The following is a 20,435-nucleotide window of genomic DNA, read 5'->3' as shown; positions in this document are numbered from 1 at the left end:
AATCAACAGCGCGCTGCCGGCTGGCGGCGCGATCCATGTCAGAACTGGTAGATCACACGCGCGCCATACGCCGGCTGCGCACTTCCAAACCCATCCGGGCGATGGATCGCCCAGCCTGCAAACGCATCGATGCTGGCACCGAACCAGCCGCCGCGCAGACCCACCGCGCCGCCCACCAGACTGCGGCCGCGCAGGCCGCTGGCACTGGTGCCATCGATGCGACCGGCATCCAGGCCCAGGTACGGTGTCAGCCCGATCTGCTGGATCGGAAAACTCAAGGTGTTGCGCCAATACGCGCCTTTTTCCGCGCCCAAGGTCGCTTCGCCATCGAAGCCACGCACGCTGTAGCGGCCCCCGATGGTGACGAACTCCGAGCCAAGCAACAGCTCGCCTGCGGTTTGCGCACGCAGGCTGCTTTCCCACGCCATCGGCACCGGTCCCAGCTTGAACGGCATGGCGGTGCTCACGTCCAGCGTGGTCACGCCATAACGGAATGTCGGGAACCCGATCTGCGGGTCGTAACCGGTCCACTGGCTGTTGAACCACGGCGTGCCACGCCGATGCGCGATACGCACGTCCAACTGCATCGTCCCCAGATAACGGCGATGGGTGAAGTAGAACTCCGCGCTGCTGGTATGGCGACGCTGGATGCCGATCTCCACGCCATCCAGATAGCTGCGCGCACGCCGCCGGCCAACCGTGACACCGGCAGAGGTCTTGCTGGTGCCGTTGCGATGCAATACGCGCTGGATATCCAGCTGCGCGTTGCTGGATTCGCCGCTGGACTGGAAGGTCTGCAAAAATCCGTCCACGCGCTGGTGATAGCGGTATGACGAGGCCGACAACGCAAACGTCCACCAGCCCCACGGCAGGTTGTAACTGAGACTGTTGCCGCGCGTGCCGCGCTCTTCGTCGCGCGTGGCCAGGTCATGGCTGTAGCCGACACTGAGCAGATCGTTGAGGCCCAGCAGGTTGTCCAGCGAAAAATCCAGCCCGCTCTGCACGCGCCCGGTGGCTTCCACGCCAGAGTCGTCGGCATTGGCCACGCCGCGCCAGCGCCGACCATGCTGCAAGGTGATGACCAGATCCGATTCGCCCGGTGCCTCGCCCGGCGCGATGTCGATCTTGGCGTCCTGCGAAGGCAGTCGCTTGAACTGCTCCACCGCCTGCTCGATCGCACGCAGGTCCAGCAGGTCGCCGTGCCGTAGCGGCAGCGCGCTCTTCCAATGTTCGCCGCCGGTGTCGGAAACCACGCGCACCGCACGCAAGCGGCCGGGCATCAGTTCGAAACGCAGTTCGCCGCGCGAAAGATCCTGTTCGGGCACGCCGATGCGGGTGGTGACCAGGCCGCGCGCGACCAGTTGGTCCAGGGCGCGACGGCGAATGATGTCGATACCCGCGCGACCGATGCAGCGGCCCTCATAACGACGCAGCGAGGTCCACAACCACGCAAAGCGTGCACCGTCGTTCCCTGCACCGGACAGGCGCACGCGGGCGATCGGGAAACACAGTTCCTCCTTGGGCAGCACGGTGCTGCGCGCATCCACGCGCTCGGCATCCTCGCGCGGGCCGGCGAAGGGTGCTTGTCGCTCCTGTTCCTGACGCCGCTGAATCTCCTCGGCCTGGCGCAATTGCTCCTGCCGATCCAGCGTTGTCGGTGCCGTTTGTTGTGCAGCCGCCAGCCCGGCGACAGCCCATAGGCAAGCCGCCAGCGCCATTGGCGCCGAACGCGTCCACATCTGTCCTGCCCCCTGTGCGGCGGGCCGCGCCTTGGCGCGCCGTCGCTCACACCGCTATGCCTGGCCACCAAGACGGCGACCCAACCCTTCAACACAGCGAGTGCGGCGCAACTGTGATGGAACGTTAAGAACTGGTCAACGCGCCATGTAGGGGCCACCCTGTAAGAAAAACCCGACCCTTTCACTTTTGTGACGTAAATCACTTAAAAAGCGGGCGAAAATATCTCGGCCCACGCGCTCACTACCAAATTACGTTGCTCCCAAACCTGAAACATCCGGCAACGTGCGGCTATCGTAGACAACAGAGTAATTACCTTTACTGCATATCTAACTGCGACCAGCGTGGCAAATCAGCGGCGTAGTTGAGTGATGCCGGTCTGGTCAATATTCAGGCCCCGTGGCGCCGCTTGAAGGCAATTAATTGGGGCGCGAAGATTGCCTCAAGGCATTTTTCGTGACTCATGTCACATTTGAAGCAGACTGATCCGATGAAGATCGCGTTAAATTCGTGATGACGTAGGCTTTACATGGGCATACGCAGTATCGCCAGTCGTCATACGCCTGGACCGCTAATGCACTGCCTTTTCCCCCAGCTTTTGCAACCACGTGCGTCGCGGTTGTCTTGACCGCACGGGCGCACTCACTCCTCTGCTCAGCCTCGCCTTGATTGCCGCATGTGTGCCCCAGGCGCACGGTGGTGAAGTGCGGCCGAACGGGGTGACTGACGCCTCCACCGCCCTCACTCCCATGCAGCAGGCTGAGCAATTGCGCGGCCAGCAACGCCATGCGGATGCCTTGGCCATCTATGAGCGCGTACTACGTGCGAACCCGCGGGACCGTGGCGCCTATGCCATGCGTGCGATCACGCTGAGCGACCTCGGCAGCGCACAGCTCGCGGCAGAGGCCATGTGGCGGCATCCGGACTGGTTCTCGCAGCAGGAGCGCGAACGCATCGAAAACGATCGCGTCGCCCGCATGATCGGCTGGGCCAGCGCCGAGCCCATCGATGCGGCGCACCGCTATGCCGAGACCGATCAGGCCCTGGTCAATGTCGCCCGCATCGAACGCGAATCACCGCCGACGCTGACGTGGGAAGCCACGCGGCTGCGCGTCGACAGCCTGGTCGCGCTCAACCACCGTCAGCGCCATCGCGACGTCGTGGCCAACTATCAGGCGTTGAAGGCGGAAGGTATCGAGGTTCCCGCCTATGTGCTGCCGACGGTCGGCGATTCGCTGATGGGCCTGCGTCGCCCGGCCGAGGCCGAAGCCGTGCTCCGGCAGGCCCTGCAGCACAATCCCGACGACTTCAATACGCAGCTGCTGCTGGGCTATGCCTTGCTCGAGCAGGAACGCTTCGACCTGGCGATGCCGCTGTTTGAAAAACTCGCGGCCACGCAGGCGCCGTGGCCGCGCCGCAACGGTGCCAGCAGCGGCTACGAAAACTGGGATCGCTTCAGCGCAGACATCGCCCTGGCCACCGCACGTTCGGCGGCCAACCACAATCGCGACGCAGACGCCCTGTTGCGCGAACGTGTGGCCATCGGCCCCGACAATGCGGAGCTGCAGGCGGCACTGGCCTCGATCGAATTCCGTCGCGGGCACCCGAGCGCAGCGCTGCAACGCAACGCGATGGCATTGACGCTGGATCCGCACCAGAAACAGGCGCGCAGTGGCGTGGTCGAAGCGCAGCGCGATCTGGATCGCCTGGATCTGGCCGCAGCGACCTTTGCGCCTCTGCGCAAGGAATATCCGGATGACGCCGGCCTGCAGCGGCTTGGCGCCTCGCTGGAACGCCAACGCGGCTGGCAGGTACATCTCAGCCATGCGCGCGGCCGCAGCGACAACGACACCCTGACCAACAGCACCTCGCCGCTCGGCAACGACTTCGGCAGCACGCTGCTGGAAGCCGAATCGCCGCTGCTCGGCGAGCGCTGGCGCGTGGGATTGCGTGCACGCGACGATTGGGCCGATTTCCAGGACACGCGCGTGCGCTATCGCAGCTTCTGGCTGGGCACGCACTACCGCTACGACCGCCTGGATGTCAGCGCCTACGGCGGACGCGCGCTCGATGAATTCGATCGCGATGGCACCGCCTGGGCGCTGGATGCCGGCTGGCGGTTTTCCGATGCCTGGTACGGCAGCTTGGCCTGGCGCACACGCGATCCGGACGCCTCACTGCAGGCACGCCGCTTCGGCATCACCGGCGACAGCATCGGCGCCGCTCTGCGCTGGACACCCAACGACGAAAGCCGTTGGGAACTGCAGGCACGCCAGCTGCGCTACAGCGACGGCAATCGGCGCGATCAGCTGGATCTGTCCGGCAGCCAGCGCCTGTGGGCCAGACCGCACGTGCTGCTCGATGGCCTGTTCGCCGCTTCGGCCGGACGTGCCGAAGACGACCGCGCCGTCAATTACTTCAATCCGCGCCGCAACTCTGCGGTGGCCGCCGGCGTGCGCATCGATCAGATCGGCTGGCGTCGCTACGACTACGCCTTCCGGCAGCGGCTGGAGGTCACCGTCGGGCCGACCTATCAGTCCGGCTTCGGCAGCCAGTGGGTGCCCAGCGCAGCGTATCGGCACCTGTGGTCGCTGGGCGACGGCAGTGCGCTGAGCTACGGCGTGAGCTGGTCGCGCCCGGTCTACGACGGCCAGCGCGAACAACAACTTGGATTCGACCTGGATTTCCGATGGGGAGGTACGCCTTGATCCGCCTGCCGCTGTTGCTGGTCGCCTTGCTGCTGATGACGTTCGCGTCGTCGGCGCAGGCGGGCCTGCTGGTGCTCAGCTACCACGATATTCGCGACGACGTCGCCGCCAAGGGCGATCCCGATCGTTATGCGGTGTCCACCAGCAACTTCGCCGCGCATCTGGACTGGCTGCGTTCGCATGCCTACCACCCGGTGAGCGTGCAGCAGGTCCTGGATGCACGTGCCGGCAGGCGCGCCCTGCCCTCCAGGCCGGTGTTGCTGACCTTCGACGACGGCTTGCGCAGCGTCTACACGCGTGTGTTCCCGCTATTGCAGGCCTATGGTTATCCCGCGCTGGTTGCCCCCGTCACCAGCTGGGTTGAATTACCGGCCGGCCAGGTAGTGCCCTACGGCCATCGCGATTTCACCCACGATGATTTCGTCACCTGGGCGCAACTGCGCGAGATGCAGGACAGCGGCCTGATCGAAATCGGCTCGCACAGCGATGATCTACACAAAGGTATCCCCGGCAATCCATTTGGCAATCAGACCCCGGCCGCGGTCACCCGTCGTTGGGAGGCGGGCAAGGGCTATGAGAGCGAAGCGGATTATCGCCAGCGCATCCAGACCGATCTGCGCCATAGCCGCGACGCCATCGTGGCGCATCTGGGCAAACCCCCGCGCGCCATGGTGTGGCCGTATGCCGCCTACAACCGCGCCAGCAACGCCATTGCCGCGCAACTGGGCATGACGCTCAGCTTCGACCTGGAAGGCCGTTCGCACGAAGCCGATATCGGCCAGCAGGGCCGCGACCGCGTGGACGGGCAATCGCTGGCCAGCCTCGGCCGCCTATTGCTGTTCAACAATCCCGATGTGCGCGACCTGGCCGGCGAACTGCGACGCGACCTGTCGCGCGACGGCCTGCGTGCGATCCAGATCGATCTGGATTACGTCTACGACCCGGACCCAGCGCAGCTGGCACGCAACCTCGACATCCTGGTCCAGCGCATCAAGGACATCGGCCCCAGCCATGTGTTCCTGCAGGCCTTCGCCGACCCGGATGGCGATGGCGCAGCCGATGCGCTGTACTTCCCTAACCGGCATCTGCCGATGCGTGCGGATCTGTTCGGGCGTGTGGCCTGGCAGCTGCGCACCCGTGCCGGCGTGCGCGTGTTTGCCTGGTTGCCGGTGCTGGGCTTCCATCTGCCCGACGCGCAGCAGCAGGCGGCGCTGCAGATTCGCGGCAAGGACCCGAAGGATGTGCCGCGCCTGGATCCGGGCAATCCGCGCACGCATCAGCTGGTCGCCGACATCTACGAAGACCTGGCCGCCAACACCTACTTCGAAGGCCTGTTGTTCCACGACGATGCCTACCTGCGCGACGACGAAGTGCCTGCCTACGGCAATGGCGATCCTGCCACGCGCACGCAGCAGCTGATCGGCTTCACCCAGGAGCTGAAAGCAGCCGCCGAACGCTGGCGCCCCAAGCTGGTGACCGTGCGCAACCTGTTTGCGCAGCCGGTGCTGCAGCCGCATAGCGAAGCCTGGTTCGCGCAGCGCCTGGACGCGTTTGCTTCGGCCTACGACTACACCGCGCTGATGGCGATGCCGTACATGGAGCAGGCCAACGACCCGCAGCAGTGGCTGCAGCAGCTGGCGCAGCGTGTCGGCCAGCAGCCGCATGGTTTCGAGAACACCATTTTCGAACTGCAGACTGTGGATTGGCGCACCGGCAAGCCTTTGCCGGAGGGCGTGCTGCTCGAACACAGCAAGTTGCTGCTGGCTGCGGGCGTGCGCCACCTGGCGTACTACCCCGACGACTTCATCGGCGGCCACCCGTCTGTTCCCGAAGCGCGCGAGGCCATGTCGGCTCGGCAATTCCCATATATCGAGCGGTAGCCGATGACGACCAGCCTCCTGTTGGGCGCCCTGTTCAACTTCGCGTTTTTCTATCCCATCATCATGGCGTTCTTCTGGATGATCGGAGGCACGTACTACTACCTGCGACGCGAACGCGGCACGCCAGGTCCCTCGTCGCCGCCACCGTTGGCCAGCGAGCCGTTCGTGTCGTTGCTGGTGCCCTGCTACAACGAGGCCAAGCATGTCGGCGAAACCATCGCCGCGATGAGTGCGCAGAACTACCCGGACTTCGAGATCATCGCCATCAACGATGGCAGCAGCGACGACACGGCCCAGGCGCTCGACGATCTCACCCACCAGCATCCGCGCCTGCGCGTGGTGCACCTGGAGCAGAATCATGGCAAGGCCAACGCGCTGCGCGTCGGCACGCTGGCGTCGCGCTCGGACTATCTGGTGTGCGTGGATGCCGACGCCATCCTGGACCCGAACGCCACCCGCTGGATGGTCGGCCACTTGATCTCCGGCCCGCGCGTCGGCGGCGTCACCGGCAATCCGCGCGTGCGTAACCGCACCACGCTGATGGGCCGCATGCAGGTGGGCGAATTTTCCGCCATCGTCGGTCTGATCAAGCGTGCGCAGCGTGTCTACGGGCGGCTGTTCACCGTGTCGGGCGTGATCTGCGCGTTCCGGCGGTCGGCGCTGCATCACGTCGGCTTCTGGTCCGACAACATGGTCACCGAAGACATCGACATCTCCTGGCGTCTGCAGCTGGACGACTGGGATATCCGTTACGAACCCAATGCGCTGTGCTGGATCCTGATGCCGGAGACCTTCCGTGGCCTGTGGATGCAGCGCCTGCGCTGGGCGCGCGGTGGTGTGGAAGTGTTGCTCAGCCATGGCCGCCGCGTGCTGTCCTGGCGCAGCCGACGCATGTGGGGCGTGCTGCTGGAATACGCGCTCAGCCTGGCCTGGGCCTACACGATGCTCTTCATCATCGTGCTGTGGCTGCTTGGCAAGGTCATCACGCTGCCGCCTGCGCTCTACGTCGACACCATCCTGCCGCGTTGGCATGGCCTGGTGCTGGCGGTGGTGTGCCTGATGCAATTCGCCACCAGCCTGGTGATCGAACGCCGCTACGAAAAAGGCCTGGCGCGCCAGTTCTTCTGGGTGATCTGGTATCCGGTCGCCTTCTGGATGATCGGCATGCTCACTGCCGTCATCGCCTTCCCCCGTGCCCTGCTCGCGCGCCGCAGCAAACGCGCCCGCTGGAAAAGCCCCGACCGAGGAATCCAATGACACCGCCCATCATCAACCTGCCGCAACGCCTCGGCCGCTCGCGCCGCCTCGCCTACGGCGCCGCCACCGCCGGCGCCTGGATGGTCTACTTCTATCTGTGGGCACCACTGGCAACGCTGATCGCCTGGTTCTTCGGCCTGCGCAGCGCCTATATGGAGCTGTACCTCAAGCACAACGCGCTGGACCCGTTCGCACTGGGCGCCCTGCCGGTGATCGCGCTGATGAGCGCCATCACCACCGTCGGCTGGGCCGAGTACAACCGCATCCGCTTCGCCAAGGCCGACCAGCGCAAACGCCGCCGCACCGTGCTTGAGCCAGAGGTCGATCAACGTCTGGGCGTCCCCGAACAGCTCGGCAGCCTGCTGCGCCATAGCCGCATCTCCTCGGTGGCGATGGATAAGTTTGCAAGGCCGGTGGGGGTGCGGGTTGTGCGGCATGGGTGAGTGGTCAGTGAGCCTGCGACATTATTTCTGGCAGGTTGAAGTATCTACTATCGCCTCGCCTGCAAAGAAACAACTAACAAAAGTCAAGAACGCTTACCTTGGCACATATTTCTACGCAGCGATCTTCAAAGAATTTTGGAAATTCTCCATGCGATCATGCCGATCCACTAGGCAGCCTCACTCAATACTCTATCGCCGTTCATCCTCTAAACGTCTTTGCTCTTCCATTTCATGCTGTTCTTGCAATTTTAGATTGATTAAATTTTCTTGAGTTTGAAAGTCATCAATCATTGTTGCCAAGCGAAAGATTTCCGTCCCTAACGACAAGCACAACATAACGGCATAAGAGAAAAATAAACCGCCAAGCCACCAAAAAAATGGCTTAAGCATAAAACCAATCTCGACAAGCGTCGCAAAAGGCGGCTTTAATGTCTCGTAAAAGAACTTAGCAAGCAAAGCCAAAACTAAAGCGATAAGCTGCACCATGACAAAGTGCGTAAACATAGCCATGAATGCGATAAAAGGTGACTGATCACAAGAGCCCGGCACCTTGCCCGCAATTGTAGAACGCAAAGCATCACTACCAAGGCTAACGAATATCGCGACGCCGGCAATTGCAAAACCGACCAACCCTGGCACAACGGAGGTAACGAGGTCCCACCACTTCGGCTGCTGAAAATACCAATAACCCAACCCTGACACAACTGCAGCAGCATAAAAATATCTTGATGCGAATATAGAATTCCACCCTCCATATTCACCGAAGTAGCGGGGCATGCCCATTTTAATCTCTCAGTTCATCTAGTGCACGGTCGGCTGCGATTCCGAATTCGCCCTCGTCCAGGGTGTTTTCAGTCGCATCGTAAACATGAACATACTCGTATGGCGTCTCAATTGTTGAGATTTTCACCAAACGGTTACCACGTTTGACGGTCGCTTTGACCTGCCCGTTATTAGAAGCTACTCGCAAGTCGCTCTTCAATTGTTCATCGGGCTGAATGAAGTCATTCTTACGCGCAGTGATAGATTGCTGAAGCCTGAGTGCGTGCAATTTCTGCAACCGCTCTTTGTACTGCAACTCAGCTGCTTTACCAGTATCCGGATTTGGCGCGTGAACTACAAATTCGATCGCTCGGAGAGTCTTACTGTTAATAATCTCATCGATTGTTTCGCGAGCAGGCAAAACTGTACACACCACCTCACCGAATTCAAACTCTATGGGTGCCGTAGACAAAAGACGCTGAAAAAGAGTACCTGCGTTGTTTGGAGTTAAACGAGACCCTGCATTCCCTATTTCGAAAACGAGCACGTGACTTTTCAGGTAAAGCCGATAACGAAAGAACTTGGCGTTTGGTTGTAGATTGGCAGGAATGCTCAGACCCTGCTTGTCGTCTTGCTCAGCCACTTTTCCGGATCGGACGTTCATCCAATCGCCCTTGACATCGATCTGCGTGAAGGTTCCGATGAGCCCCTGGACGTACGGATCACCAGCGGGCCCGCTGGCCTCCGGAGCCAAGGTCACCAAACCAAATCTGTCCCCCCGGATCCGAGCAGCCTTGCGAGCCCGACCAACCTTCCTGATCAACAACTCATAAGTTTTTTGACTGTGTGGCTGCGTCACGATGTTTAGCGCACCAACACGAATTACTTTATCCATGCGTCCCCCATTGACGTGATCCGCGTCACTCACGCATCCACACCTTAGGCGCAGACGCCTGCAGCATAACAGTCAAGACAGTCAAGCAATAATCAGGGGGTTAGACAAGCATATCTGGCTGTGCCAACTGTGCCAGCGAGCTACCGTAATTGGCTCAAATTTGGCAAGAGACAAACAGCCGACATTCCTAAGCTGTTGATCCTGGTGACCCCGGCCCGATTCGAACGGGCGACCTTCCCCTTAGGAGGGGGACGCTCTATCCAGCTGAGCTACGGGGCCAAGGTGGGCATTGTCGCACGATCGTTGCGATTGCCAAGCCGGCGGGTGGTCGGCGGAGCCTGCTAAAATCGGCGGCTACCCGTGTCGCGGGGGCCCCGGCCGCCGCGCGACCGTCCCGACCTTTGGAGATCCCATGTCCGCTGACCTGCTCAAGGCGCTCGACCTCGCCGCGTCCAATTTCGGTACCTATCTTGGCGAGGCGACCTGGTCGCAGGCCACCGGCGCCGGGGTGCTGCAGCCGCTCAATCCGACCACCAACGCGGTGATCGCCGAGGTGCAGGCGACCACGCCGGAAGACTATGAGCTGATCGTCCAGCGTGCGCAGGCCGCCTTCAAGGTGTGGCGGACCACGCCTGCGCCGCGCCGCGGCGAAGCCGTTCGCCTGTGTGGCGAGGCGCTGCGTGCGCACAAGGATGCGCTGGGCTCGCTGGTGGCGCTGGAAATGGGCAAGAGCAAGCCCGAGGGCGACGGCGAAGTACAGGAGATGATCGACATCGCCGACTTCGCGGTCGGCCAGAGCCGCATGCTGTACGGCTACACCATGCACTCGGAGCGGCCGGGCCACCGCATGTACGAGCAGTACCAGCCGCTGGGCCTGGTCGGCATCATCAGCGCGTTCAACTTCCCGGTGGCGGTGTGGGCGTGGAATGCGTTCCTGGCGGCCATCTGCGGCGATATCTGCATCTGGAAGCCGTCCAACAAGACGCCACTGACCGCGATCGCGACGATGAAGATCTGCAATGCGGCATTGAAGGACGCCGGCTTCCCGGACATCTTCTTCCTGATCAACGATGCCGGCTCGGCGCTGTCGCAGAAGTTGGTGGAAGACACCCGCATCCCGCTGATCAGCTTCACCGGTTCGACCCAGATCGGCCGCGTGGTTGCGGAAAAGGTCGCCCACCGCCTGGGCCGTTGCCTGCTGGAGCTGGGCGGCAACAATGCCATCATCCTGGACGAGACCGCCGACCTGAAGCTGGCCATCCCGGGCATCGTGTTCGGCGCGGTGGGCACCGCCGGGCAGCGCTGCACCACCACGCGCCGCCTGATCGTGCACGCATCCATCTACGACAACGTGCTGGCCACGCTGGTCAAGGCGTACAAGCAGCTCGACAGCAAGATCGGTGACCCGACCGACCCGGCAAACCTGATGGGCCCGCTCAACAGCCAGGGCGCGGTGGAGCAGTTCCTGGCCTCGATCGCCAAGGCCAAGGCCGCTGGCGGCACGGTCGAAGTGGGTGGCACCGCGATCGACCGCCCCGGCAATTTCGTGCTGCCGGCCATCGTCACCGGGCTGCAGAACAGCGACGCGGTGGTGCAGCACGAGACCTTCGCGCCGATCCTGTACGTGATGAAGTACAGCACGCTGGACGAGGCGATCGAGCTGCAGAACGGCGTGCCGCAGGGCCTATCGTCGTCGATCTTCACCCAGAACCTGAAGGCGGCCGAGAAGTTCCTGTCGGCGGCCGGCAGCGACTGCGGCATCGCCAACGTCAACATCGGCACCTCGGGTGCGGAGATCGGCGGCGCGTTCGGCGGCGAAAAGGAGACCGGCGGTGGCCGCGAATCCGGCTCGGATGCGTGGAAGGTCTATATGCGTCGCCAGACCAATACGATCAACTACTCCGACTCGCTACCGCTGGCGCAGGGCATCAAGTTCGATCTTTGATCGACACGCAGGCGCGCCGGGCATTGAGCCGGCGCGCTGTCGCAAGCTTGCCGGAGCATGGCTGCCACGTTGCGCCTGCGCCCGGCTCAGCCAATCAGCGGCGGCCTGGTGCCTGGATCATTTGCAGTGCGCCACGCAGCTGCGCACGATCTCGGCACCCAACGTCTCATCGGCCGCTCGGCCCGATAGCGGGGCGACCAGACACGCAAGCCCTTCCATTCCCATCAAAACCGGCTACGCACCGCGTCTGGCCGCAGACGGCACGCCATTCGGGCGGCGGCTCTGGGATAATCAGGACACGCCAGCCGTCGGCTGCCGCCACTTCAGGAGTTCATGATGAACGTCGTCGTTCGACAGACCAGTGCCATGGCCATCGTCAGCCTGGTCTCGGGCATTCTCGGCTGGACGCTGATCCCGTTCCTCGGCAGCCTCTGCGCCATCATCACCGGCCACCTGGCGCGCGGCGAAATCCGCCGCAATCCACAGGGGCTGGACGGCGATGGACTGGCCATCGGCGGGCTGATTCTTGGCTGGCTGGCAGTTGCGCTCTGGGTGGCAGGGGTGGCGATCTTCATCCTGTTCTTCGGCGGCCTGGCCTGGCTTGCGGCCGCCAACAGTTGAGCATGGCCGCGCCCTCCTCCGCCCAACGCTTCAACGACCGCGTCGCGGCCTATGTGCGCTACCGGCCGAGCTATCCGCCGCAGCTGCTGCGCTGGCTGCACGAAGAGCTGGGCCTGACGCCGGCCACCGCGGTGGCCGATATCGGTGCCGGTACCGGCATCTCCAGCCGGCTGTTTCTGGAGGCCGGTTATCCGGTCACGGCGGTGGAACCCAACCCGGCCATGCGCGCAGCCGCGCAGCAGTGGCTGGCGGAGTTCCCCAAGTTCCGCGCGGTCGACGGCACCGCCGAGGCCACCGGGCTGGCCGATGCCAGCGTCGGCTTGGTGTCTGCGGCGCAGGCCTTCCACTGGTTCGACGTGCAGGCGGTGCGTGCCGAGTGGGCGCGCATCCTGCAGCCCGGCGGGCTGGCGGTGATCTACTGGAACAGCCGCGAGCTGGACACCACCGACTTCCTGCGCGGCTACGAGCAATTGCTGCTGGACTACGGTACCGACTATTCGGCCGTGGCCGAACGCTATCAGGACGATGCCACCATGCAGGCGTGGTTCGGCGAAGGCTTCCGCGCGATGGCACGCTTTCCAAATGTGCAACGGCTGGACTTCGATGCCTTGCGCGGCCGGCTGCTGTCTTCGTCGTATGCGCCGCTCGCGCATGACCCACGCCATGCCCCGATGCTCGCCGCGCTGCGCACGCTGTTCGATGCGCATGCACGCGACGGGCTGATCGACTTCCAATACCAGACCCGGGTGTTCGCCGGGGGATTGAACTGACCCGCATGTATTCGCTTGCCCGCCCCTTGCTGTTTTCCCTCGATGCCGAGCGCGCCCACGCGCTGGCATTGCGCTCCATCGATGTCGCCTACCGCACCGGCACCACGCCGCTGCTGGCCAAGCGCCCGGTGCCGCTGCCGACGCCGGCCTTCGGTCTGATGTTTCCCAACCCGGTCGGGCTCGGTGCCGGCCTGGACAAGAACGGCGAGCACATCGATGCGCTGCTCGCGCTGGGTTTCGGCTTCGTCGAGATCGGCACGGTGACGCCGCGGCCGCAGGAAGGCAATCCCAAGCCGCGCATGTTCCGCTTGCCGGAATACCAGGCGGTGATCAACCGCATGGGCTTCAACAATCTGGGCGTGGATGTGCTGGTGGCCAACGTGCAACGCGCGCGGCGGCGCGGCGGCCTGCTCGGTATCAACATCGGCAAGAACAAGGACACGCCCAACGAGGAAGCCACCAGCGACTACCGCTATTGCATGGAGCGCGTCTACCCGCTGGCCGACTACATCACTGTTAACATTTCTTCGCCCAACACTGCCGGCTTGCGCGAACTGCAGGAAGAACAGGCGCTGCGCCGGCTGATCGCCGATTTGCGCGACACCCAGGAAGCCCTGGCCGCGCAACACGGCAAGCGCGTGCCGATGCTGGTGAAGGTGGCGCCGGATCTCAACGATCGCGACATCGATGCGGCCGCGCGCGTGCTGGCCGATCTGGCGGTGGATGGCGTGATCGCCACCAACACCACGGTGACGCGCACCCTGATCGCCAACCATCCGCTGGCTGCCGAGGCCGGCGGCCTGTCGGGCGCGCCATTGCTGGGGCAATCGACGCTGGTGCTGCGCCGCCTGCGCGCACGCCTGCCGGAGTCGATTCCGTTGATTGGCGTGGGTGGCATCAACTCCGGTGCGGATGCGGTGGCCAAGATGGCGGCCGGCGCGACGCTGGTACAGTGCTACAGCGGCCTGGTCTATCGCGGGCCGCCGCTGATCGGCGAATGCGTGGACGCGATCCGTCGCCGCCGCGAAGCGCCCAGCGGCGGTGCGGTGTCGCCGCTATGAGCGATGCAACGCAAGCCGGCTGGCGTTTGAGCGAACACGCGCCCCTGCGCGCGCTCAATACCTTTCATGTCGATGCCACGGCGCGCTGGTTGCTGAGCATCCACATAGCCGATGCCTTGCCGCAGGCGCTGGCGGCGCCGGAGATCGCCGGGCAACCGCTGCTGGTGTTGGGTAGCGGCAGCAACGTGCTGCTGGCCGGCGACCCGCAGGGCTGCGTGCTGTGTTTCGAAAACCGCGACATCGCCATCATCGCGCACCATGCCGACCACGCCATCGTGCGCGCCGGTGCCGGCGTCAACTGGCACGCGCTGGTGCTGTATTCGCTGCAGCAAGGCCTGTCGGGGCTGGAGAATCTGGCCTTGATTCCCGGCACCGTCGGCGCCTGCCCGATCCAGAACATCGGCGCATACGGCGCGCAGGTGGGCGACTTCATCCATGTGGTGGACGCCTTTGATCTGCATGCCCAGCAGTTCGTGCGGCTGACCGCGGCCGAGTGCGCCTTTGCCTATCGCGACAGCGTGTTCAAGCAGCAGCCGGAGCGTTATCTGATCGTCGCGGTGGAATTCAATCTGCCGCTGCTGCACGAGTTGCGGCTGGACTACGCCGGCATCCGCGAGGAGCTGGCGAGCATGGGCGCCGACCTGGCCGGTGCCGCCGATGTGGCGCAGGCAGTGATCAACATCCGTCGGCGCAAACTGCCGGACCCGGATGTGCTCGGCAATGCCGGCAGCTTCTTCAAGAATCCCTTGCTGCCCAGCGAGCAGATCGCCGCGCTGCAGGCCACCTTTGCCGATATGCCGGTGTATCCCGGCGAACAGCCTGGCCAGGGCAAGTTGTCGGCTGCCTGGTTGATCGAGCAGTGCGGCTGGAAAGGCCGGCGCGAAGGCGATGCCGGGGTGTCGCCGGATCACGCCCTGGTGCTGGTCAACTACGGCACCGCCAGCGGTGCGCAGCTGCTGGACTTTGCGCGGCGCATCGCCGAATCGGTGCGCGAGCGTTACTCGGTGATCCTGGAGCCGGAGCCGCGCATCATCGGAGCGCATTGGTGACAGCGCAGCAGGCATCACGACGTGCTGCGCTGTGGATGCTCACCAGTACCTTCGCCTTCGGCCTGATGGCCATCTGCATCCGGCTGGCCTCGGGCACGATCGCCACCACCGAGATCGCGTTCTTTCGCAATGCGTTCGGGCTGTTGGCCCTGTTGCCGCTGATCCTGCGCGCCGGCAAGGCGCTGCCGCGCACACGGCAATTGCCGCAGTACCTGGCACGCACCCTGATCGGCCTGGCGTCGATGCTGTGCGGGTTCTGGGCGATCGGCCATCTGCCGTTGTCGCAGGCGATCTCGCTGTCGTATTCCACCCCGTTGTTCGTCACCGTGCTGGCCGTGGTGTGGCTGCACGAACAGGTGCGCCTGCGCCGCTGGCTGGCGGTGGCGGCCGGATTCATCGGCGTGTTGGTGATCCTGCGGCCAGGCTCGTCCACCTTTACGCCCGGCCTGCTGATTGCACTGCTGGCAGCGGTGATCAGCGCCGTGGTGGCGATCCAGATCAAGCAGCTCTCGCGCAGCGACGACTCGGACACCGTGGTGTTCTACACCTATGTGTTCTGGGTGCCGATGTCGCTGATTCCGGCGCTGTTTCAGTGGAGCTGGCCGCAGGGCATCGACTGGCTCTGGCTGGCGGCGACGGGCATCTTCGGTACCGCCGGGCAGCTGTTCTGGACGCGCGCACTCAAGCTGGGCGAAGTCTCCGCACTGCAGCCGATCAGCTTCATGCAGCTGCCGCTGGTGGCGCTGCTGGGCTGGTGGCTGTTCGGCGAGGCGATCGAACACCATACCCTGTTTGGTGCGGCCATCATCATCTGCGCCAATGTCTACATCGCCCATCGTGAAAGCGTGCTGGCGCGTCGCGCCGCCACGCACGCACCACTGGAAGGCGCAAAACCGGGCGAGTGATCGACCGTCTGCGAGCGGCCTGACCGGCCCGCGCGGTGGCGTGGCGACGATGCCGACGTACACTGCGCTGGTGAGCGCTCCCCGGCCATCGAAGGGGCGATGCGCACCCACTTCGTTGACTGTTCCAAGGTGAGGTCGGCATGCCGGTTCCAAGCAAGACCATCGGCCTGATCGGCGGCATGAGCTGGGAATCCACCCTGCCCTATTACCGCATCATCAACCAGCGGGTGCGCCTGGCCTGCGGCGGCCTGCACTCGGCCAGGCTATTGCTGTACAGCGTCAATTTCCATGAGATCGAGCGCCTGCAACACGCCGGCGACTGGGACGGCGCAGGCCAGGCAATGGCGGCAGCGGCGCGCGCGCTGCATGCCGGCGGTGCCGACTTCCTGGTGCTGTGCACCAACACCATGCATTGCGTTGCCGATGCGATCACCTCCGCAACGCCGCTGCCATTGCTGCATATCGCCGATGCTACCGCCGATGCGTTGATTGCCGCGGGCGTCACCCGGGTCGGGCTGCTCGGCACGCGTTTCACCATGGAACAGCCGTTCTATCGCGAGTGCCTGGCTGGGCGTGGCCTGCAGGTGCTGGTACCGCCGGCCGACGCACGCGCGCAACTGCATCGGGTGATCTACGACGAACTCTGCCAGGGCATCATCCGGCCGGAGTCGCGCGGCTATTTCCGCCAGGTCATGGCCGACCTCGGCCAGGAGGGTGCGCAAGCGATCATTTTGGGCTGCACCGAGATTTCGCTGCTGGTGGACAGCAGCGATGCGCAGCTGCCGTTGTTCGACACCACCGCACTGCATGCCGAAGCGGCGGCGCACGCAAGTGTGCGCGACTGATCGGCACCGAAGGCGCAGCCAGCGCGCCTTTCCCGAAGTGCATGCGCCTGGCCATGGCGGGCAAGCGTGCAAGCTGCGCGTTGCCGCGGCGATGCCACTGACGACGCCTACCTCACTGCTCCAGCACGCGGATGCGCGCGAGCACCTGCCACAGGATGTCCTGCCTTGAAGACCCCTTCCGCAACAGGCACCGCACCCGCAAGCCAGCTCACACGCGACGACTACAAGACCCTGGCCCTGTCCGCCCTGGGCGGCGCGCTGGAATTCTACGACTTCATCATCTTCATCTTCTTCGCGACGGTGCTGGGAGAGCTGTTCTTTCCGCCGGGCATACCGGACTGGATGCGGCAGTTGCAGACTTTCGGCATCTTTGCTGCCGGCTACCTGATCCGTCCGCTGGGCGGGATCGTGATGGCGCACTTCGGCGACCTGCTCGGTCGCAAGCGCATGTTCGCGCTGAGCATCGGGTTGATGGCCTTGCCGACCCTGGCCATCGGCGTGCTGCCGACCTACGCGCAGATCGGCCTGGCCGCCCCGCTCCTGCTGCTGACGATGCGGTTGCTGCAGGGCGCAGCCATCGGCGGCGAAGTTCCCAGTGCATGGGTCTTCGTCGCAGAGCACGTGCCTGCGCAACGCAGGGGACTGGCCTGCGGAACACTGACCGCCGGCCTGGCCGCCGGGGTGTTGCTCGGTTCGCTCAGCGCCGGGGCGATCAATCGCGCTTTCACCCCGCAGGAAATCGCCGACTATGCCTGGCGCCTGCCGTTTTTGGCCGGCGGCCTCTTCGGCCTGCTTTCCGTGTATCTGCGACGCTGGCTGCATGAAACGCCGGTGTTCGCCGAGCTGATGGCGATGCGTGCCGTCGCGCGTGAAACGCCGCTCAAACTGGTGCTGCGCGATCATCCACGCAGTGTGGCGCAGTCGTTGTGGCTGACCTGGATGGTGGCAGCCGGGGTGCTGGTGGTGTCGTTGATGACGCCGACGCTGTTGCAGAGCGCGTACCACTACCCGGCAGCGGTCGCCTTGCAGGCCAACCTGCTCGCGGTCCTGCTGCAGGCGATCGGCTCGATCGTGGCCGGCGCCTTGTCCGATCGCTACGGCAACGGACGCGTGCTGCTTGCCGGCAGCGTGTTCCTGGGCGCCAGCGCCTGGCTGTTCTATCGCCTGGCCGGTGATTCGCAGTTGCTGTTCCCGCTGTACGCCCTGCTGGGCGCGGCGCTCGGCGTCCTGGGAGCGGTTCCGCGCGTCATGGTCGAAGCGTTCCCGCCAGTGGTGCGCCTGTCCGGCGTGTCGTTCGCCTACAACCTGGGCTATGCGGTATTCGGTGGCCTGACCCCGCTGGTGGTGGTGATGTTGCTCAAGCAACACCCGATGGGCCCGGCGTATTACATGATTCTGCTGGCCGCGATCGGCAGCGTGATCGGGCTGCAGTTGTGGCGCCGGGAGCGCGCACGTCGTTACTGAGTCGAACGCCGTGCCGGTCTGCGTCAGTCCCGGTCACACACCTGCGCCGACCACGTTCGACGTCGCGCGGCCGTGCCCTCAGGCCGAGGTGAGATGGCGACGCCAATGCGGCCGCCGTGCGCCGCGAAACATCACCAGATACAGCCCGACCACCCATACCAGCGCGGCCGACCAGCCACCCAGGATGTCGGAGGGATAATGCACACCCAGGTAAATCCGCGACACGCCGACAAGCACCGCGAACAGGCTGGCGGCAATGGTCACCGGCCAGCGCCAGCGCGTGTTCCAGGCCAGCGCGATGAGCACCGCAGCGAGCGTCATCGAGCCCATCGCATGCCCGCTGGGAAAGCTGAAAGTGCTTTCCGGGGCGATCGATTCCCACAGGCTAGGACGGTCGCGCTGGAACACCTGCTTGGCGCCCATGTTCAACAAGGCCGAGCCGCCAAAGCCGAGTGCGGCAAAGGTTCCTTCGCGCCAGCGCCGCAACATCAGCAACACCAGCACGATGGCGATATCGGCCGGGATCACCCCGTATTGGTAGCCGATCTTGGAGATCACCCCGAAAAACGCATCCAGCCCCGGTGTGGCGATGCTGCGCATGCTCCACAGCAGGGGCTCGTCGAAATAGAAATTTTCCAGCTCGTGGACTTCGTCGGCCAGGTCGACGAACAAGCCCAACGGCAGCAGCACGCCGGCAAACAGCAACGCCATGCGCCACGCATTGCTGCGCAGCCATTCCCTGAAACCGGCCGGCGATTCAGCCGGCGCGGCGGACATAGGTGCGTTCGACGTACTGATCGATCAGATCGATGAACTCGTAGGCGATGTTTTCGCCACGCAAGGTCACGCTTTTTTCGCCATCGATGAACACCGGTGCCGACGGCGCCTCTCCGGTACCCGGCAACGAGATGCCGATGTTGGCGTGGCGCGATTCGCCCGGCCCGTTGACCACGCAGCCCATCACCGCCAGGGTCATGTTTTCCGCGCCGGGGTTGCTGATCTTCCACTCCGGCATCTTGGCGCGCACGTGGTTCTGCACCACCCCGGCCAGTTCCTGGAAGAACTCGGAGGTGGTGCGGCCGCAGCCCGGGCAGGCCGTGACCATCGGCGTGAAGGCGCGCTGGCCGGTGGTCTGCAGCAGTTCCTGCGCGACGATCACTTCCTGGGTGCGCGACTGGCCCGGTTCCGGCGTCAGCGAAATGCGGATGGTGTCGCCGATGCCTTCCTGCAACAGCACGCTCAGCGCCGCAGCCGAGGCCACGATGCCCTTGCTGCCGATGCCGGCCTCGGTCAGACCCAGATGCAGCGCAAAGTCGCAGCGGCTCGCCATGTCGCGATATACCGCGATCAGTTCCTGCACACCGGATACCTTGGCCGACAGGATGATGCGCTCGCGCGCCAACCCCAGCTCCACCGCGCGCTCGGCCGAATCCACTGCCGAACGGATCAAGGCCTCGCGCAGCACGCGGCCGGCATCCCAGGGCGTAGCGCGTTGCGAGTTCTCGTCCATCAGCTGCGCAGCCAGCGACTGGTCCAGCGAGCCCCAGTTGGCGCCGATGCGCACCGGCTTGTCGTACTTGATCGCGAACTCGATCAGCTGCGCGAACTGCAGGTCCTTCTTCTTGCCGAAGCCGACATTGCCTGGATTGATGCGGTACTTGGCCAGCGCTTCGGCGCAGGCCGGCTCGGCGGCGAGCAACTGGTGACCGTTGTAATGGAAATCGCCGATCAACGGCACCTCAATCCCCATCATGCGCAGCTTGTCGACGATGCGCGGAATGGCCGCGGCCGACTCGGCGTTGTTGACGGTCAGGCGCACCATTTCCGAACCGGCGCGCCACAGGTCGGCCACCTGCTTGACGCTGCCGGCGATGTCGGCGGTATCGGTATTGGTCATCGACTGGACGACCACCGGGTGGCCGCCGCCCACAGTCACGCTGCCGATCTTGACGGCCTGGGTGATGCGGCGCGGCCAGGCGGTGGCGTCGGCGGGAGGGGTTGGGCGAGTCACGGCGTCGTACATCGCGGTATTTTAGCCTGTCATCGGTCCGCTCACAGCTGAAGCGCTGCGCGGGTCGTCTTCCGGGCCGATG

The 20,435-nt window shown here is 64.3% G+C and carries 17 protein-coding genes and 1 tRNA gene; 12 read left to right on the top strand and 6 right to left on the bottom strand.

All coding sequences use genetic code 11. The features are described from left to right. Window positions 1-38: 38 nt before the first annotated feature. Window positions 39-1,739 carry a ShlB/FhaC/HecB family hemolysin secretion/activation protein gene (locus tag KHN93_RS09815; protein WP_212579500.1) on the bottom strand — a complete coding sequence of 567 codons (1,701 nt, stop codon included), beginning with the start codon at window positions 1,737-1,739 and terminating at the stop codon, window positions 39-41. A 747-nt stretch (window positions 1,740-2,486) separates the two neighbouring features. Between KHN93_RS09815 and KHN93_RS09810 the strand changes: the two genes are divergently transcribed. The 4 genes from KHN93_RS09810 to pgaD are packed head-to-tail and all read left to right on the top strand — an operon-like array spanning window position 2,487 to window position 8,025. Then, window positions 2,487-4,445, top strand: a complete 1,959-nt coding sequence (locus KHN93_RS09810) for a tetratricopeptide repeat protein (protein WP_212579630.1) — start codon at window positions 2,487-2,489, stop codon at window positions 4,443-4,445. Next, window positions 4,427-6,325, top strand: coding sequence for a poly-beta-1,6-N-acetyl-D-glucosamine N-deacetylase PgaB (gene pgaB / locus KHN93_RS09805; RefSeq protein ID WP_212579499.1), 1,899 nt, complete (start codon window positions 4,427-4,429; stop codon window positions 6,323-6,325). The genes KHN93_RS09810 and pgaB overlap by 19 nt, the downstream gene beginning before the upstream one ends. 3 nt (window positions 6,326-6,328) lie before the next feature. Further along, window positions 6,329-7,582, top strand: a complete 1,254-nt coding sequence (gene pgaC / locus KHN93_RS09800; RefSeq protein WP_016904643.1) for a poly-beta-1,6-N-acetyl-D-glucosamine synthase — start codon at window positions 6,329-6,331, stop codon at window positions 7,580-7,582. Next, window positions 7,579-8,025, top strand: coding sequence for a poly-beta-1,6-N-acetyl-D-glucosamine biosynthesis protein PgaD (pgaD, locus tag KHN93_RS09795; protein WP_016904642.1), 447 nt, complete (start codon window positions 7,579-7,581; stop codon window positions 8,023-8,025). The genes pgaC and pgaD overlap by 4 nt, the downstream gene beginning before the upstream one ends. 189 nt (window positions 8,026-8,214) lie before the next feature. Here pgaD and KHN93_RS09790 read toward each other — a convergent pair whose 3' ends face one another. The 3 genes from KHN93_RS09790 to KHN93_RS09780 all read right to left on the bottom strand — a co-directional run bounded on the left by KHN93_RS09790 (window position 8,215) and on the right by KHN93_RS09780 (window position 9,961). Further along, complete coding sequence (locus KHN93_RS09790) at window positions 8,215-8,802, bottom strand: hypothetical protein (protein WP_212579498.1); 588 nt, start codon at window positions 8,800-8,802, stop codon at window positions 8,215-8,217. 7 nt (window positions 8,803-8,809) lie between these two features. Continuing rightward, entirely contained in the window at window positions 8,810-9,715 is a 906-nt protein-coding gene (locus KHN93_RS09785; protein ID WP_212579497.1) for a DUF4747 family protein, read from the bottom strand. Window positions 9,716-9,884: 169 nt separating this feature from the next. Next, a tRNA-Arg gene (locus KHN93_RS09780) sits at window positions 9,885-9,961 on the bottom strand. Window positions 9,962-10,094: 133 nt separating this feature from the next. Between KHN93_RS09780 and amaB the strand changes: the two genes are divergently transcribed. From amaB to KHN93_RS09740, 8 genes are all read left to right on the top strand, one after another. Further along, entirely contained in the window at window positions 10,095-11,627 is a 1,533-nt protein-coding gene (gene amaB, locus KHN93_RS09775) for an L-piperidine-6-carboxylate dehydrogenase (RefSeq protein ID WP_212579496.1), read from the top strand. A 336-nt stretch (window positions 11,628-11,963) separates the two neighbouring features. Further along, a complete protein-coding gene (locus KHN93_RS09770; protein WP_016903110.1) occupies window positions 11,964-12,248 on the top strand; it encodes a DUF4190 domain-containing protein in 285 nt (94 codons plus the stop codon). Window positions 12,249-12,250: 2 nt separating this feature from the next. Next, entirely contained in the window at window positions 12,251-13,018 is a 768-nt protein-coding gene (locus KHN93_RS09765) for a class I SAM-dependent methyltransferase (RefSeq protein WP_016903109.1), read from the top strand. A 5-nt stretch (window positions 13,019-13,023) separates the two neighbouring features. Next, window positions 13,024-14,079, top strand: coding sequence for a quinone-dependent dihydroorotate dehydrogenase (locus KHN93_RS09760; protein WP_039521311.1), 1,056 nt, complete (start codon window positions 13,024-13,026; stop codon window positions 14,077-14,079). Continuing rightward, window positions 14,076-15,128, top strand: coding sequence for a UDP-N-acetylmuramate dehydrogenase (gene murB, locus KHN93_RS09755; RefSeq protein ID WP_104559259.1), 1,053 nt, complete (start codon window positions 14,076-14,078; stop codon window positions 15,126-15,128). The genes KHN93_RS09760 and murB overlap by 4 nt, the downstream gene beginning before the upstream one ends. Beyond that, entirely contained in the window at window positions 15,122-16,033 is a 912-nt protein-coding gene (locus KHN93_RS09750; protein WP_104593946.1) for a DMT family transporter, read from the top strand. Before murB ends, KHN93_RS09750 begins: the two co-directional genes overlap by 7 nt. 140 nt (window positions 16,034-16,173) lie before the next feature. Beyond that, entirely contained in the window at window positions 16,174-16,878 is a 705-nt protein-coding gene (locus KHN93_RS09745) for an aspartate/glutamate racemase family protein (RefSeq protein ID WP_047130322.1), read from the top strand. Window positions 16,879-17,043: 165 nt separating this feature from the next. Then, complete coding sequence (locus tag KHN93_RS09740; RefSeq protein ID WP_104593947.1) at window positions 17,044-18,342, top strand: MFS transporter; 1,299 nt, start codon at window positions 17,044-17,046, stop codon at window positions 18,340-18,342. A gap of 78 nt (window positions 18,343-18,420) precedes the next feature. Here the strand turns inward: KHN93_RS09740 and KHN93_RS09735 are convergent, their stop codons facing one another. Together KHN93_RS09735 and ispG are read right to left on the bottom strand one after the other, a co-directional pair. Then, a complete protein-coding gene (locus KHN93_RS09735; protein ID WP_047130320.1) occupies window positions 18,421-19,119 on the bottom strand; it encodes a phosphatase PAP2 family protein in 699 nt (232 codons plus the stop codon). Next, window positions 19,100-20,365, bottom strand: a complete 1,266-nt coding sequence (ispG, locus tag KHN93_RS09730) for a flavodoxin-dependent (E)-4-hydroxy-3-methylbut-2-enyl-diphosphate synthase (protein WP_016903102.1) — start codon at window positions 20,363-20,365, stop codon at window positions 19,100-19,102. The genes KHN93_RS09735 and ispG overlap by 20 nt, the downstream gene beginning before the upstream one ends. Window positions 20,366-20,435 lie beyond the last annotated feature (70 nt).

This window comes from Xanthomonas arboricola pv. juglandis, assembly GCF_905367715.1.
GTDB classification, from domain to species: Bacteria; Pseudomonadota; Gammaproteobacteria; order Xanthomonadales; family Xanthomonadaceae; genus Xanthomonas; species Xanthomonas arboricola.
This window is presented reverse-complemented; position numbering and strand designations above follow the sequence as displayed.